The 12,782-nt window shown below is 69.4% G+C and carries 15 protein-coding genes and 2 pseudogenes; 11 read left to right on the forward strand and 6 right to left on the reverse strand.

Annotated elements, in window-relative coordinates:
* Window positions 1-43 precede the first annotated feature (43 nt).
* Window positions 44-1,300, reverse strand: coding sequence for a threonine ammonia-lyase IlvA (ilvA, locus tag ACM6LU_RS31480; protein ID WP_414941445.1), 1,257 nt, complete (start codon window positions 1,298-1,300; stop codon window positions 44-46).
* Window positions 1,301-1,394: 94 nt separating this feature from the next.
* Here ilvA and ACM6LU_RS31485 point away from each other — a divergent pair, with 94 nt between their 5' ends.
* Window positions 1,395-1,961 (forward strand): NADAR family protein, encoded by a 567-nt coding sequence (locus ACM6LU_RS31485; protein ID WP_414941446.1) that lies wholly within the window; start codon window positions 1,395-1,397, stop codon window positions 1,959-1,961.
* 186 nt (window positions 1,962-2,147) lie between these two features.
* Here ACM6LU_RS31485 and ACM6LU_RS31490 read toward each other — a convergent pair whose 3' ends face one another.
* Window positions 2,148-2,906 carry an acyltransferase gene (locus ACM6LU_RS31490; protein WP_414941447.1) on the reverse strand — a complete coding sequence of 253 codons (759 nt, stop codon included), beginning with the start codon at window positions 2,904-2,906 and terminating at the stop codon, window positions 2,148-2,150.
* A 53-nt stretch (window positions 2,907-2,959) separates the two neighbouring features.
* Between ACM6LU_RS31490 and ACM6LU_RS31495 the strand changes: the two genes are divergently transcribed.
* Together ACM6LU_RS31495 and ACM6LU_RS31500 are read left to right on the forward strand one after the other, a co-directional pair.
* Complete coding sequence (locus ACM6LU_RS31495; protein WP_414941448.1) at window positions 2,960-3,919, forward strand: nucleoside hydrolase; 960 nt, start codon at window positions 2,960-2,962, stop codon at window positions 3,917-3,919.
* Window positions 3,919-5,043, forward strand: coding sequence for an NlpC/P60 family protein (locus ACM6LU_RS31500; RefSeq protein ID WP_414941449.1), 1,125 nt, complete (start codon window positions 3,919-3,921; stop codon window positions 5,041-5,043). The genes ACM6LU_RS31495 and ACM6LU_RS31500 overlap by 1 nt, the downstream gene beginning before the upstream one ends.
* 139 nt (window positions 5,044-5,182) lie before the next feature.
* Here the strand turns inward: ACM6LU_RS31500 and ACM6LU_RS31505 are convergent, their stop codons facing one another.
* Window positions 5,183-6,556 carry an MFS transporter gene (locus ACM6LU_RS31505; protein WP_414941450.1) on the reverse strand — a complete coding sequence of 458 codons (1,374 nt, stop codon included), beginning with the start codon at window positions 6,554-6,556 and terminating at the stop codon, window positions 5,183-5,185.
* Window positions 6,557-6,615: 59 nt separating this feature from the next.
* Here ACM6LU_RS31505 and ACM6LU_RS31510 point away from each other — a divergent pair, with 59 nt between their 5' ends.
* Window positions 6,616-7,008: a MerR family transcriptional regulator gene (locus tag ACM6LU_RS31510; protein ID WP_414941451.1), complete on the forward strand. Its 393-nt coding sequence runs from the start codon at window positions 6,616-6,618 to the stop codon at window positions 7,006-7,008.
* Here the strand turns inward: ACM6LU_RS31510 and ACM6LU_RS31515 are convergent.
* Window positions 6,991-7,699, reverse strand: a pseudogene (locus ACM6LU_RS31515) (FAD-dependent monooxygenase); the annotation flags it as partial. The gene ACM6LU_RS31510 and the pseudogene ACM6LU_RS31515 overlap by 18 nt on opposite strands.
* Between ACM6LU_RS31515 and ACM6LU_RS31520 the strand changes: the two are divergent.
* A pseudogene (locus ACM6LU_RS31520) lies at window positions 7,673-7,917 on the forward strand (transcriptional regulator); the annotation flags it as partial. The pseudogenes ACM6LU_RS31515 and ACM6LU_RS31520 overlap by 27 nt on opposite strands.
* A 27-nt stretch (window positions 7,918-7,944) precedes the next feature.
* Here ACM6LU_RS31520 and ACM6LU_RS31525 read toward each other — a convergent pair.
* Window positions 7,945-8,379, reverse strand: a complete 435-nt coding sequence (locus ACM6LU_RS31525; protein WP_414941452.1) for a hypothetical protein — start codon at window positions 8,377-8,379, stop codon at window positions 7,945-7,947.
* Between the two features lie 129 nt (window positions 8,380-8,508).
* On the opposite strand from ACM6LU_RS31525, the gene ACM6LU_RS31530 reads away from it, so the two are divergent.
* Genes ACM6LU_RS31530 through ACM6LU_RS31540 form a run of 3 tightly spaced genes read left to right on the forward strand, consistent with a single transcriptional unit; the run spans window position 8,509 to window position 9,983 of the window.
* Complete coding sequence (locus tag ACM6LU_RS31530) at window positions 8,509-8,970, forward strand: nuclear transport factor 2 family protein (RefSeq protein WP_414941453.1); 462 nt, start codon at window positions 8,509-8,511, stop codon at window positions 8,968-8,970.
* Window positions 8,948-9,604, forward strand: coding sequence for a transcriptional repressor LexA (gene lexA / locus ACM6LU_RS31535; RefSeq protein ID WP_414941454.1), 657 nt, complete (start codon window positions 8,948-8,950; stop codon window positions 9,602-9,604). Before ACM6LU_RS31530 ends, lexA begins: the two co-directional genes overlap by 23 nt.
* 37 nt (window positions 9,605-9,641) lie before the next feature.
* Window positions 9,642-9,983, forward strand: coding sequence for a VOC family protein (locus tag ACM6LU_RS31540; RefSeq protein ID WP_414941455.1), 342 nt, complete (start codon window positions 9,642-9,644; stop codon window positions 9,981-9,983).
* Between the two features lie 2 nt (window positions 9,984-9,985).
* Here the strand turns inward: ACM6LU_RS31540 and ACM6LU_RS31545 are convergent, their stop codons facing one another.
* On the reverse strand, window positions 9,986-10,333 hold the full coding sequence (locus tag ACM6LU_RS31545; protein ID WP_414941456.1) for a DoxX family protein: 348 nt from the start codon (window positions 10,331-10,333) through the stop codon (window positions 9,986-9,988).
* 135 nt (window positions 10,334-10,468) lie between these two features.
* Here ACM6LU_RS31545 and ACM6LU_RS31550 point away from each other — a divergent pair, with 135 nt between their 5' ends.
* Genes ACM6LU_RS31550 through ACM6LU_RS31560 form a run of 3 tightly spaced genes read left to right on the forward strand, consistent with a single transcriptional unit; the run spans window position 10,469 to window position 12,781 of the window.
* Window positions 10,469-11,077 carry a TetR family transcriptional regulator gene (locus tag ACM6LU_RS31550; RefSeq protein ID WP_414941457.1) on the forward strand — a complete coding sequence of 203 codons (609 nt, stop codon included), beginning with the start codon at window positions 10,469-10,471 and terminating at the stop codon, window positions 11,075-11,077.
* A 1-nt stretch (window position 11,078) separates the two neighbouring features.
* The gene (locus tag ACM6LU_RS31555) at window positions 11,079-11,735 is read left to right on the forward strand and encodes an enoyl-CoA hydratase/isomerase family protein (RefSeq protein ID WP_414941458.1); all 657 of its coding nucleotides are present in this window, start codon (window positions 11,079-11,081) and stop codon (window positions 11,733-11,735) included.
* A gap of 17 nt (window positions 11,736-11,752) precedes the next feature.
* Window positions 11,753-12,781, forward strand: coding sequence for a sigma-70 family RNA polymerase sigma factor (locus ACM6LU_RS31560; RefSeq protein ID WP_414941459.1), 1,029 nt, complete (start codon window positions 11,753-11,755; stop codon window positions 12,779-12,781).
* Window position 12,782 lies beyond the last annotated feature (1 nt).

The following is a 12,782-nucleotide window of genomic DNA, read 5'->3' on the forward strand; positions in this document are numbered from 1 at the left end:
GGTAGTTGCACGCGCAAGGACCGCAACTAGAGGACGAATCGCGTCACACCAGGAAGTGGAAGAGGGGGCTGCCGGGTTCGACGCGCTCCACCTGCAGCGGGCTCGCGTCCAGCCGGCGCAGCAGCCCTTCGAGGTCACCGGCCCGCGCGAGTTCGATGCCGATCAGCGCCGGGCCGGTCTCCCGGCTGTTGCGCTTCACGTACTCGAACCGCGTGATGTCGTCGTCCGGCCCGAGGACCTCGTCGAGGAACCGCCGCAGCGCACCGGGCTCCTGCGGGAACCCCACCAAGAAGTAGTGCTTCAGTCCTTCGTGGATCAGGGACCGTTCGAGCACTTCGCCATAGCGGCTGACGTCGTTGTTGCCGCCGGAGACGACACACACCACGATCTGCCCGGGATCGATCTTCACCGTCGTGCCCACTGCCGCGGTCGCGAGCGCGCCCGCGGGTTCGGCGATCACGCCGTCGGCCTGGTACATCGCGAGCATTTCCGTGCAGATCGCGCCCTCGGCGACGTCGGTGAGTTCGACGCCGCCGTCGCGGACCAGCGGATACGTCACCGCTCCTGCCAGCGCGACCGCCGCGCCGTCGACGAACGTGTCGACGGCCGCGAGTCGCACCGGCTCGCCGGCCGCCAGTGCGGCGGCCATGCAAGCCGCGCCCGCCGGTTCGACCCCGACGATCCGCATCTCCGGCGCGCGTTCCGCGGCCCACGCGGCGATCCCCGCGAGCAGGCCACCGCCGCCGACCGGCACCACCATGACGTCGGGGATGAACCCGAGTTGCGCGACGACCTCCATCGCGACCGTGCCCTGCCCGGCGACCGTCTCCGGCGCGTCGAACGCGGGGACCAGTGTCGCGCCGGTGCTCTCCGCGTCCTGCTTCGCGGCGGTGAAGGCGTCTTCGTAGGTCTCACCGACGACGATGACCTCGATGTGCGAGCCGCCCAGCGTCGCGATCCGCTCGCGCTTCTGCCGCGGAGTCGTACCGGGCACATAGACCCGGCCGTCCGCGCCGAGACGCCGGCACGCGTACGCGACACCCTGCGCGTGATTGCCCGCGCTCGCACAGACGACGCCGCGCTCCCGGTGCTCCGCGTCGAGCTGGACGATGAAGTTGTAGGCACCGCGGATCTTGTACGAACGCACGGTCTGGAGGTCTTCGCGTTTGAGCCAGACCCGGGCGTCGACCCGTGCCGAGAGCCGCTCGTTCGGTTCGAGCGGCGTGCGGGTCACCACCCCGGCCAGTCGTTTCGCGGCCTCTTCGACCGTTCGGGCGCTCACCGTTTCGATCCCTTGCACGAATGCTGAATGTACTGACCGCCACTGGCCACGGCGGAGAGTGGTCCAGTGGCCAGTGCGCAGGATGTCGGTGGCCTGTGGTCCACTGGTCGCCATGGTGAGCAAGGTCGACGGAGTCCGGAGTCTCGATGCGTTGCGCGAACTGGTCCACAGTGGCGCGGTGCCCGAGTACCAGCTCTTCTACGGCCACACCCCGCTCAAAAGCGGCCGGGTCAACGCGGCCTGCCTGAGCCAGTGGTGGCACGCGCCGTTCGTCGCGGGCGGCGAACGGTACCCGACGGCCGAGCACTACATGATGGCGAGCAAGGCGGAACTGTTCGGCGATCTCGAGGCCGCGGAGGCCATCCGACAGGCGCCGGACCCCAAAACCGCCAAGATCCTCGGCCGCGAAGTCTCCGGCTTCGACGCCGACCTGTGGGAGCGGCACCGCTTCGACATCGTGGTCGACGGGAACCTGGAGAAGTTCCGCCAGCACGCCGAACTGCTCGAGTTCCTGCTGAGCACCGGCGACAAGGTGATCGTCGAGGCGTCGCGGATGGACCTGGTCTGGGGCAGCGGCGTGGCCCGCGACGACAAGAACGCCACCCGCCCCGACTACTGGCGCGGGCAGAACCTCCTGGGCTTCGCGCTCATGGAGGTCCGGGAACAGCTCCGCGGCTAGCCGTCCGTGTTCTCCGTCTGATCACGCGAGTCGTCCGTCTGATCACGCGAGTTGCTCGTCTAAGCACGAATGCTGTCCGTCTGATCACAGCCGGTGCGTTGGTACGAAACGGACAACACGCGTGATTGGGCGGAAAACTCAGGTGATTGGGCGGAGAACTCGCGTGATTGGACGGACGACACGCGGCTAGTTGTCGACGCCCAGGGTCTTCTGAAGCGCCTTGTTCGCCTTACGTGCCATGTCCGCGACAGCCTCGCGACGCGCGGCGTCGGCGGCGTAGTCGTCCTGCCGGTTCCGCACCACGCGGGCAGGGGACCCGACCGCGATCGAGTAGTCCGGGATGTCGCCCCGCACCACGGCGTGCGCGCCGAGGACACAGCCGCGGCCGACCCGCGTGCCCTTGAGCACGGAGACCTTGGTGCCGATCCAGGTGTCCGGCCCGATCCGCACCGGCGACTTCAAGATGCCCTGATCCTTGATCGGGACGGTGATGTCGGTGGTGACGTGGTCGAAGTCGCAGATGTACACCCAGTCCGCGACCAGTGTGGCCGCGCCGAGTTCGATGTCGAGGTAGCCGTTGAGGACGTTCTGGCGCCCGAACACGGCCTTGTCGCCGATGCGCAGCGAACCTTCGTGGCAGCGGATCGCGTTGCCGTCACCGATGTGCACCCAGCGGCCGATCTCCAGCCGCCCGTAGCCGGGACGGCAGTGGATCTCGACGTCCTTGCCGAGGAACACCATGCCGCGCAGGATGATGTGCGGATGCGCGATCCGGAACTTCAGCAGCCGCCAGTACCGGACCAGGTACCAAGGCGTGTACGCGCGGTTCCGCAGCACCCAGCGCAGCGAATCCGCCGTCAGGAACTTCGCCTGCTTAGGGTCGCGGCGGGCCTGGCCCCAAGCGCGGAGCCTCGACAGTGCGGGCGCACCCCACATGGACGTCATACCGGTGACCGTAACCTGTGATCAGGCCGCCGACCGCAAAGGGGAGCACGCGCATGGGCACCAAGCTGATCATCGACACGGACCCGGGGGTCGACGACGCCTTCGCGCTGGCCTTGGCCGCGCGATCCGAAGACGTCGACCTGCTGGGCGTGACGACGGTGTTCGGCAACGTCCCGCTGAGCCACACCACCGCCAACGCGCGGCGCCTGCTGCGGCTTTTCGGCCGTGACGACGTGCCCGTGGCCGCCGGTGCGGCGCGTCCGCTGGTCTACGACAACGCCAAGCCCGCCGGTTTCGTCCACGGTCAGGACGGCCTGTCCGGCCACGCAGGCACGCTGCCGGAGGCGACGCGCCCGCTCGACGAACGCGGTGCCGTCCGCCTGCTGGTGGATCTGCTGGAGGCCGCCGACGAACCGGTGACCATCGCCCCGATCGGTCCGCTCACGAACATCGCGCTGCTGCTCGCGGCCCATCCGGGGATCCGCGAGAAGATCGGCCGCATCGTCATCATGGGCGGTGGCGTGACCAAGGGGAACTCCACCACGGCCGCCGAGTTCAACATCTGGAGCGATCCCGAGGCCGCGCGCCGGGTGCTGGTCGACGAGGACATCCCGACGGTCCTTGTCCCGCTGGACATCACGCACCAGTGCTCGGTCGACACCGGCTGGCTCGGCAAGCTGGCCGCGTCCGGCCCGCTCGGCGCGGCGCTCGAAGCGTTCACGCCCACCTACGTCGAGCACTACACCCCGATCCTCGGGTTCCCCGGAATGGTCATGCACGACGCGGTCGCGGTGGCCGAGGCGATCCGGCCGGGCATCCTCCACACCGAGTCGTACCCGGTGGACGTCGAGTGCGGCTTCGGCCCCGCGCGCGGCGCGACACTCGTAGACCGGCGAAAACTGCGAAGCACCGATCCGCAAGCCGTTCCGGGCCGCACCATCGACGTCGCACTGACCACCGACGTCGACGCCTTCCGCGACTTCGTGCTCGGCCGCATCGTCGGAGGGCTCTGATGGAAGAGAAGACCTCCCGCCGTCGCAGACTGCCGGTGATCATCGCGGCCGTCGTCGTCGCAGGCGCCGCACTGGTCGCCGCCATCACCTTCGCCCCGAAGGACGAGCCGAAGACGGAAGCCGCCGCCGTCCAGTCGTCGGTGCCGCCCGCGCCGCCGACGTCGTCCGCGCCCGCGGAAGTCCCCAAGGAGCAGCCGAAGGTCCCGCCGCAGCAGGGACAGGAGTTCGACGCCTGGGTGTCGAAGACCAGCGGCTGGCTCGACATCCCGCTGCGCGCGATGACCGGCTACGCGAAGACCACCGTGGCGATGGGCAAGGAAGCGCCGGGCTGCCGCCTGTCGTGGGTGACGCTGGCGGCGCTCGGGAAGATCGCCTCGGATCACGGCCGTGCGAAGGGTTCCAGCCTCAATGACGCCGGGGTGATGACCGTCCCGCTCGGGACGGTCGAGGTCCGTGACTTCTACAACAAGGTCGTCTCCGTCCCGAACGCGAGCGGCCCGCTGCAGCTTTCACCGTCTGCGTGGAACCAGTTCCAGGCCTCGGCGAGCGGCGCCAAGCCGGATCCGCAGAACATCGACGACGCCACCCTCGCCGCCGCTCGCGCGTTGTGCGCGGGAGGCCGCGACCTCGGCCAGGGCCAGACGTGGTGGAACGCGGTGAGCACCCTGCAACCGGCGCCGATGATCATGCACCGCACGCTCGCGACCGTGAACGTCTACGGCACGGTCGGCCAGAGCCCCCAGCCGCCGAACGTGGCGGCGCTGAGCGCGGTCAACTTCGCCATCGACAAGATCGGCCTGCCCTACGTCTGGGGTGGCAACGGAACCGGCGGCGGCGACCCCGGTTTCGACTGCTCCGGCCTGACGACGGCCGCGTACGCCAGCGCGGGCGTCAAGCTCATGCGCACCGCCCACACGCAGTACCACAGCGTGAACAGGGTGACCGATCCCCAACTGGGCGACCTGATCTTCTACGGCGAGCCGAACACGAAGATCCACCACGTCGGGCTCTACATCGGGAACCAGCAGATGATCGACGCCCCGCAGACCGGGCAGGCAGTGCAGGTGCACACCTATCGGAAGCAGGGCGACGACTACGCCGGGGCAGGCCGCCCGACGGCCTGACCTGAGCGTAGCCTCCGCACCGATCGAGCACTTCCGCTTGTACACGAGCATTCGCTCAGGTGCCGCGGACAGTCTGGTTTGGACTTGGACACACCCGTGGGCGCGGCCGCAGGCTGTGCGGCCGCGCCCATCCGTATAGTCAGGCCGCTGGACGCCGTCCGGCGAGTGCCGCGAGGCCGATGAGCACCGCCACGCCGATCGCCGCGACCACGACCAGTCCGGGAGTGAAGCCGTGCCCGCGCTGGACGAAGGTGCCGATGCTGCCGAGCACCGCCACCCCCAGTGCCAGCCCGAACTCCACGCTGGTCTCCGACAACGCCGACGCCGCACCGGCCCTGCCGGGTGGCGCCGCGCTGACCACGGTGTCCGTGCTCAGTGCCATCACCGGCCCCAGGCCGAGATAAATCAGCACGAGTCCGGCGACCAGCGGCGCGACCCCCTGTTCGGCCGGAGTCCACGCCAGCACGAAAAAGCCGGCCGCCGACACCGCCAGTGACCCCGCGAGCAGGCGGTGGACCGGGATCCGGCGAGCCAGTGCGGATGCCGCCACCGAGGTGAGGACCATCGCCACCGCGGAGGGCACCAGCCACAACCCGGCCTCCAGGGGAGACAGCCCGGTCACCTGCTGGAGGTAGAGCGCGGCGAACAGGTAGACCCCGGCGACGCAGGCGAGCGCGGCGAGCAGGATCAGCAGCGCGTTCCGAAACGGCCGCGAGGCGAACAGCCGGAGGTCGATCAGCGGCAGGCTCAGCCGCCGCTGCCGTCGCAGGAACACGATCCCGGCACTCCCGCCGAGCAGCAGTGCGGTCCCACCTGGCAGTACCGATCCGCCCTCGGCGAGGTGCTTGATGCCGTAGACGATTGGCAGCACGGTCGCCAGGGACAAGGCCACGCTCGCGAGGTCCAGCTTTCCGGGGTCGGGGTCGCGCTGTTCCGGCAGCACGATCGGCCCGGCGATCAGGAGCAGGATCATCACCGGGACGGCGAGCAGGAACACCGAACCCCACCAGAACCATTCCAGCAGCAGCCCGCCGGCCACCGGGCCGAGCGCCACCCCGGCGGACAGGCCCGCGGACCAGAGCCCGATCGCGGCGCCGCGCTGGCGCGGATCGCGGAACATGCCGCCGATCAGTGCGAGTGTGGACGGCATGAGCGTGGCACCGGCGATACCGAGCAGCCCGCGGGCGATGATGAGCAGTTCGGCCGACGGCGCGTAAGCCGCCAGCACCGACACGACCAGGAAAGCCGCGGCCCCGATCAACAGCAGGCGGCGCCTGCCGATGCGGTCGCCCAGCGTGCCCATGGTGACGAGGAAACCGGCTACCAGGAAGCCGTAGGCGTCGGAAATCCACAACACCTGGCCCGGGCTCGGGTTTAGCTCGGCGGCGAGGCTGGGAAGCGCCAGGTAGAGGACCGTGGCGTCCATGGACAGCAGCGCGGTCGGCAGCACGAGCACGGCGAGGCCGAGCCATTCACGTGGCCCCGCGGAGATGTGGAGTTGTCGATCGGACATGCCGTGACGCTAAGGTCTCACATACATGTGAGAGTCAAGCGTGAGTTTTCGGAGAAGCCATGCGCATCAGTGAACTGGAACGCAGGACCGGGGTCAGCCAGCGTCTGCTGCGCTACTACGAGGAGCAAGGACTGCTACGGCCGCAGCGTCTCCCGAGCGGCTACCGCGTGTACGCCGAAGACGACGTCACCACCGTCGAGCACATCCGCAACCTGCTCGCCGCGGGCCTGTCCACCACCACGATCGCCGATCTCCTGCCCTGTATGGGCTCCGCGGGCGGGCAGCTCATCGCCGACTGCCCTGAACTACTGCTGGACCTGCACCGGGAACGCGCCCGGCTCACCGCCGCGATCACCGAGTTGACCACCGCCCGCGGCACCCTCGACCAGGTGATCGCCACCGCGCCGCCCTCGGTCGAGCACGCCGCGGCGCGACTACGCGAAGTCGGCTGACTTGCCGAACCAGCGGGTGAGGTGGTCGTCCAGGTCCCGCTGATCGTCACCGATCCAGGCGACGTGGCCGTCGGGACGGAGCAGGACTCACGGAACATCCAGCCCCGCGGCGGAATCCGCGAGGTGGTCGACCCGGTCCGACCAACCGCCTGCGGTCAGGCGCTCGGTGCGGTCCAGCAGCAGACCGCGGCCGCGACGCAGCAGGTCGTAGAGCCTGCCCTGGTTCACGTCGATGTCGCGCAGGCGGCGGCCGAGCAGGTCAGGGCCTTCACCGAAGTCGTAGCGGATGTCGATCGGGGTGATCTTCTCGATCAGATAGCGGTTCACCTCGTTGAAGTCCATCAATTCGGTGAGCAGCCTGCGCACGGCCTGCGGGCCCGGTTCGGCCGACGACAGTTCCCTCTGGGCGCGGGTGTTGTCCAGCACGTCCGCGGCGACGGGATGACGCTCGGCCTGATAGGTGTCCAGCAGTGTTTCCGGCGCCCAGCCACGGATCTGGGCCGCGAGTTTCCAGCCGAGGTTGAAGGCGTCCTGCACACCGAGGTTGCACCCGCCCGACGCGATACTGTTCGGCCAGCCGGGTGGCGTCCCCGAAGCGGGACGACCAGCGCGGGGAATGCGCGCCGAAATCGGTTCCGGCGATGGCGCGCAGCTCCCGTCGGGCCCGGAGTTCGTCGCGCTCTGGGGCGATCACCGCGTGCAGCCCTGCGACGCCGCGGCCGACGCACTGCACCATCCCGTCGTCGGCACGGTGACGGTGCCCAGCAGACCCTGTCGATCGCCCGCTCACCGGACCAGCTGCTGATCGTGTGCACGACACCCGCCGGCTCCACCAACGCGCAGGCCCTCGCGCTACTCCGGCAGGCCGGTTCAGGCCTTGTCGCGCATGGTGATCGCGTAGACGCGTGATCGCCGTCCAGTCACCGGCCGGACGGCTCAGGACCTCGTACTCACCAGCGTCTCCGGCTTGAACGCGAACACGTCGCCGCCTTGGACAAGCACGTGCCATTCCCCGCAGACCTTGTCGGTCCGGCTTTCCTGCCCCTTCGGCCACCACTGGGCGACGAGCGTGGCCGACCGCGTCGCGGCCGGGCCCGGCACACACTCGGCGGGCAGGGCTCCGCCGGTGAACCGCAGGATCCGCTCCGACCCCGTGGTCCGGATGACCTCCGTGACCGACGCGGCCTTGTCCGGCACCCACTCCGGCAGTCGCGCGTCCTCGTGCCGCTTGCCTTCCGCGCCGGTCGGATAGCCGACCGTCTTGACGTGACCGTTCGCTTTCTCGGTCAGTCCCTCTTTGAGACCGCATCCGGTCAGGGCGAACGTGGCCGTCGCCGCGGCCAGCGCCGCTGCCGTGATCTTCGTGTTCATACGAGCGAGTCAACCTCGCGGAAGCGTCGGCGGGATCGGACTTTCGGTCCGGCCCGGGCGGCCATCCGGCCGATCTTCACGACGGATAACCGCCAGCGCCCGCCGGCATCACACACCAGAGTGGTCGTCGTGACATCGACAACGGACGCCCTGTCCGTACTCAAAGGCATGTACGCGGCGGAAGCCGGCTACTTCGCCGCGGGCGGCCCCGGCAAGTCCTCCTTCGCACCGCTCGCACCGTTCTTCTCCCCCGATGTGGTGCTGCACCAGGCGGATGGCCTGCCATACGGCGGAATCTGGCGTGGTCACGCGGGCATGGAACAATTCTTCCTCGCCATGAGCGGCACCTGGGACGTCTTCGACATGGTGGAGCAGAGCTTCCTGGGCGAGACGAGCCCGCTGGTCGTCCTGACCCACGTGCACGTCCGGGCCAGGGCCACCGGCCGCGAACTGGACTTCCCGATCCTGCAGACGATCACCGTCGAGGACGGGCGGATCACCGAGGTGCGGCCGTTCTATTGGGACACCGCGGCGATCGCGGCGGCCTGCACGAACTACCATTCGGCGGATGACCGCCTACCACGATCTTGACGTGTTCGAGGAAGCCGCTTCCCTGCCGGAACGGCAGCAGAAGATCCTGCTGACCATCCGCGAATGGGTGGTGGAGCACGGGTACTCGCCGAGCACGCGTGAAATCGGCGAAGCGGTCGGGCTGCGGTCGACGTCCTCGGTGTCGAAGCATCTGGCCGCCTTGGAGGAGAAGGGTTTCCTCCGCCGCAGCAGCTCGATTTCCCGCCCGATCGACGTCCGCGGGTTCCTGCGCGGCACCACGTCGCGAGAATCCACAGAGGACTCCGTGCCGGTTCCCGTCGTCGGTGACATCGCGGCGGGAACGCCGATCTCGGCCGTCGAGCACGTCGACGACGTGATGACTCTTCCGCGTGAACTTACCGGGCGGGGCAACGTCTTCGGGCTGCGCGTGCGCGGTGACTCGATGATCGACGCGGCGATCTGTGACGGCGACATCGTCGTGGTGAAGCAGCAGCAGGAGGCGCACTCCGGCCAGATCGTCGCCGCGATGATCGACGAAGAGGCCACGGTCAAGGTGTATCGCCGCCGCGACGGACACGTGTACCTCGAACCGCGCAACCCCGCCTACGACGTCATCGACGGGGATCGCGCGGCCGTGCTGGGCGTCGTGGTTTCGGTCCTGCGCAGCGTCTGAGGAGTTTCTGTCGGTGGGCCGGGGTACCTTCCGGCCCATGTACGAAATCGACTTCGTCGAGTTCCCGTCCAGTTCGGCCGCGGGCTCGAGCGGCTTCTTCGAGAAGGCCTTCGGTTGGACAGCGACGGCGTACGGTCCGACGTACACCGACGTCCAGAGTGGCGGGGTGGTCTCGTTGGGCTTCCAGCAGGACACCGCGCAGCAGACCACCGCGCCACTGGTGACGATCCGCACCGCCGACCTCGCACGGGCGAGGGGTTCCGTCGAGGCCGCGGGCGGAGTCGTCACGGTCGAGCCGTTCTCGTTCCCCGGCGGGCGCCGGTTCCACTTCCGTGAGCCCGGCGGCGCCGAACTCGCGGTGTGGTCCCCGGACGCCTGACCTCAGGCGGCGAGTCCGAGCACCAGGGAGGCGGCGACGGGCGCCAGGTACATCAGCGGGAACGCGACGTGCGACGGCCAGTGCGCGCGGAGCACGGTGATGACGGCGCCGGTGAAGTAGAGCACCAGGCCGATTCCGGCCGCGACGCCGATCGCGGGCAACCACAGGCCCGCGATCAGGCCGAGCGCGCCCGCCGCTTTGGCGACGCCGAGCCAGTTCCACCAGGCATGGGGAACGCTGTAGTCGGCCAGCGGCTGCACGACCCACTTGGCGCGGAAGAAGATCGAGGCGGCCGAGAAGGCGGCCATGAACGCTCCGACGCTGGTGGCGACGACGTAAGCAGTGGACATTTCGGTTTCTCCTCGGGTTTCGGTGGTTCGTCGGGTTGACCCCGGCCGCCGAACCGATGTGACAGCACGGCGCGTGAACCACGTCACAGCCCATGACGGCAAGTTTTAGAGCAATCGCTCTGTTATTCTCGCCGCATGGCCCGCCCCCGCGTGCACGACCTGGATCGGCTGCTCGACGCGGCCGAACGCCTCGTCGTCGACTTGGGCCCGCGCGGCGTCACCGTTCGGTCCCTCGCGGCCACCGCGGGGGTCTCCAACGGCACGATTTATCACGCCTTCGGCTCGCTCGGCGCGTTGCTGGCCCGCGTCTGGCTCCGTGCGGCGAGCGACTTCCTCGACCTCCAGACCGAGCTGGCCGACCAGGCGGGGGACACCGCCGCGGCGGTCGTGGCGGCGGCGGGCGCACCGGCCGCGTTCGCCGACCGGAGGCCGGAGGCGGCCCGGCTGCTCATCACCGTCAAGAAAGAGCACCTGCTCGGCCCGCAGATCCCCGAAGACCTCGCCGGCGACCTCCTGGCGCTCGACAAACGCCTGGTCAAGCTTCTGGTCAGGCTCGCCGACCGCCTTTGGGGCAGACGGGACGCCCAAGCCGTCGAAGTACTCACGACCTGCGTGGTCGATTTGCCGACCGCCCTGTTCCGCGGCGCGTTCACCGAGGGCGAGCCGATCTCCGAAGACTCACGTGGGAGGCTCACCGCCGCGGTCCGCGCCGTTCTCCTGCTCCCACCCCCACGAAAGGACTGACATGCCGACTCTGCGCTACGACGCCCCGGTGTTCCTGCTGGACCTCGGCGACGACGAGAACCGCTTCTCGCCGTCCTGGCTGCAAACCGTCCATTCCCTGCTGGACACCGTCGTCGCGCATCCGGATCCCGCGGTGCTGGTCACCGTCGGCTCCGGGAAGTTCTACTCGAACGGCCTCGACCTCGACTGGCTCACCAGCAACCCCGCCGACGCCGCGCGGTACGTCGGCGACGTCCACGAACTGCTGGCCCGTGTTCTCACCCTCGGCGTGCACACGGTCGCCGCGGTCAACGGGCACGCCTTCGGCGCCGGGGCGATGCTCGCGATGGCGCACGACTTCCGGGTGATGCGCGCCGACCGCGGGTACTTCTGCTTCCCGGAGGCCGACATCAACATCCCGTTCACGCCGGGGATGGCGGCACTGATCCAGGGCAAGGTCACCCCCGTGGCCGCCATCGCGTCGATGACCACGGGACGCCGGTTCGGCGGCACGGACGCGCGGGACCTGGGGCTCGTGGACGCCGTCGCCGAGAAATCCGCGCTGATCGAGTACGCCGCCGACCTCGTCCGCCCGCTGGCCGGGAAGGACCGGGGCACGCTGTCCGCGATCAAGACGACGATGTTCACCCCCGCCGTCACTTCACTTCGCGCCGGTTAAGGGCACAATCATCGCTTGTGAGCGAAGATATCTTGCGCGCCGAGGACCCGGACGTCGCCGAAGCCCGTAACGGGGACGACGCGGCGTTCAACCGCCTGGTGGAACCGCTGCGCCGCGAGTTGCACGCCCACTGCTACCGCATGCTCGGCTCGACCCACGACGCCGACGACGCCCTGCAGGACGCGCTCCTGCGGGCTTGGCGGGGGCTGGAGCGCTTCGAGGGCCGCAGCTCGATGCGCACCTGGCTCTACACCGTCGCCACCCGCACCTGCCTCGACACCGCCGCCGCGCGCGGCAAGCGCGCCCTGCCGATGGACCTCGGCCCGTCGAGCGAGCGGGCCGTGCTCGAACAAGCCCCGGTGACCGAGGTCGCGTGGCTCGGCCCGTACCCCGACGGGAGCCTCGGCCGAGGCTCGGCGGGGCCCGACACCCGCTACGAGCAGCGTGAGGCCGTCGAACTGGCGTTCGTCGCGGCGCTGCAACACCTTCCGGGCAACCAGCGGGCGGCACTGCTGCTCTTCGACGTCCTCGGCTTCTCCGCCGCGGAAATCGCGTCCACGATGGACACTTCGGTCGCGGCGGTGAACAGCGCGCTGCAACGCGCGCGGGCGATCGTGGCCGAGAAGGTCCCGTCACCGAACCAGCAGCAGACGCTGCGGAAGCTCGAAGACGCGCGGATCCGCGAGATCGCCGCGGACTTCGCCTCGGCGCTCGACCGCGGCGACGCGGACGCGCTCGTGGCGTTGCTGACCGAAGACGTCACCTGGTCCATGCCGCCGCTCGCCCACTGGTACCGCGGCATCGAGGCCGTCGCCGACTTCGCCGTCGAGGTCCCGATCGGCCGGTGCCCGAGCTGGCGCAACGAGATCATCACCGCCAACGGTCAGCCCGCCGTCGCCTGCTACGTCGGCGAATCGGCCGACGTCACGCACCACGCCTGGTCGATCAACGTGCTGTCCCTCCGTGACGATCGGATCTCCGAGATCACCTCGTTCCTCGATCCGGCCCTGTTCGCACGGTTCGGCCTTCCTCCGACGAAACCCTGAC

It is taken from the genome of Amycolatopsis sp. cmx-11-51 (assembly GCF_047608665.1).
Lineage (GTDB): Bacteria > Actinomycetota > Actinomycetes > Mycobacteriales > Pseudonocardiaceae > Amycolatopsis.

Excerpts from the sequence above, each read along its gene's own strand:
- ACM6LU_RS31485 (WP_414941446.1), top strand. The coding sequence starts at position 1,395 with ATGGTGAGCAAGGTCGACGGAGTCCGGAGTCTCGATGCGTTGCGCGAA.
- ACM6LU_RS31490 (WP_414941447.1), bottom strand. The coding sequence starts at position 2,906 with ATGACGTCCATGTGGGGTGCGCCCGCACTGTCGAGGCTCCGCGCTTGG.
- ACM6LU_RS31495 (WP_414941448.1), top strand. The coding sequence starts at position 2,960 with ATGGGCACCAAGCTGATCATCGACACGGACCCGGGGGTCGACGACGCC.
- ACM6LU_RS31500 (WP_414941449.1), top strand. The coding sequence starts at position 3,919 with ATGGAAGAGAAGACCTCCCGCCGTCGCAGACTGCCGGTGATCATCGCG.
- ACM6LU_RS31505 (WP_414941450.1), bottom strand. The coding sequence starts at position 6,556 with ATGTCCGATCGACAACTCCACATCTCCGCGGGGCCACGTGAATGGCTC.
- ACM6LU_RS31510 (WP_414941451.1), top strand. The coding sequence starts at position 6,616 with ATGCGCATCAGTGAACTGGAACGCAGGACCGGGGTCAGCCAGCGTCTG.
- ACM6LU_RS31525 (WP_414941452.1), bottom strand. The coding sequence starts at position 8,379 with ATGAACACGAAGATCACGGCAGCGGCGCTGGCCGCGGCGACGGCCACG.
- lexA (WP_414941454.1), top strand. The coding sequence starts at position 8,948 with ATGACCGCCTACCACGATCTTGACGTGTTCGAGGAAGCCGCTTCCCTG.
- ACM6LU_RS31540 (WP_414941455.1), top strand. The coding sequence starts at position 9,642 with ATGTACGAAATCGACTTCGTCGAGTTCCCGTCCAGTTCGGCCGCGGGC.
- ACM6LU_RS31545 (WP_414941456.1), bottom strand. The coding sequence starts at position 10,333 with ATGTCCACTGCTTACGTCGTCGCCACCAGCGTCGGAGCGTTCATGGCC.
- ACM6LU_RS31550 (WP_414941457.1), top strand. The coding sequence starts at position 10,469 with ATGGCCCGCCCCCGCGTGCACGACCTGGATCGGCTGCTCGACGCGGCC.
- ACM6LU_RS31555 (WP_414941458.1), top strand. The coding sequence starts at position 11,079 with ATGCCGACTCTGCGCTACGACGCCCCGGTGTTCCTGCTGGACCTCGGC.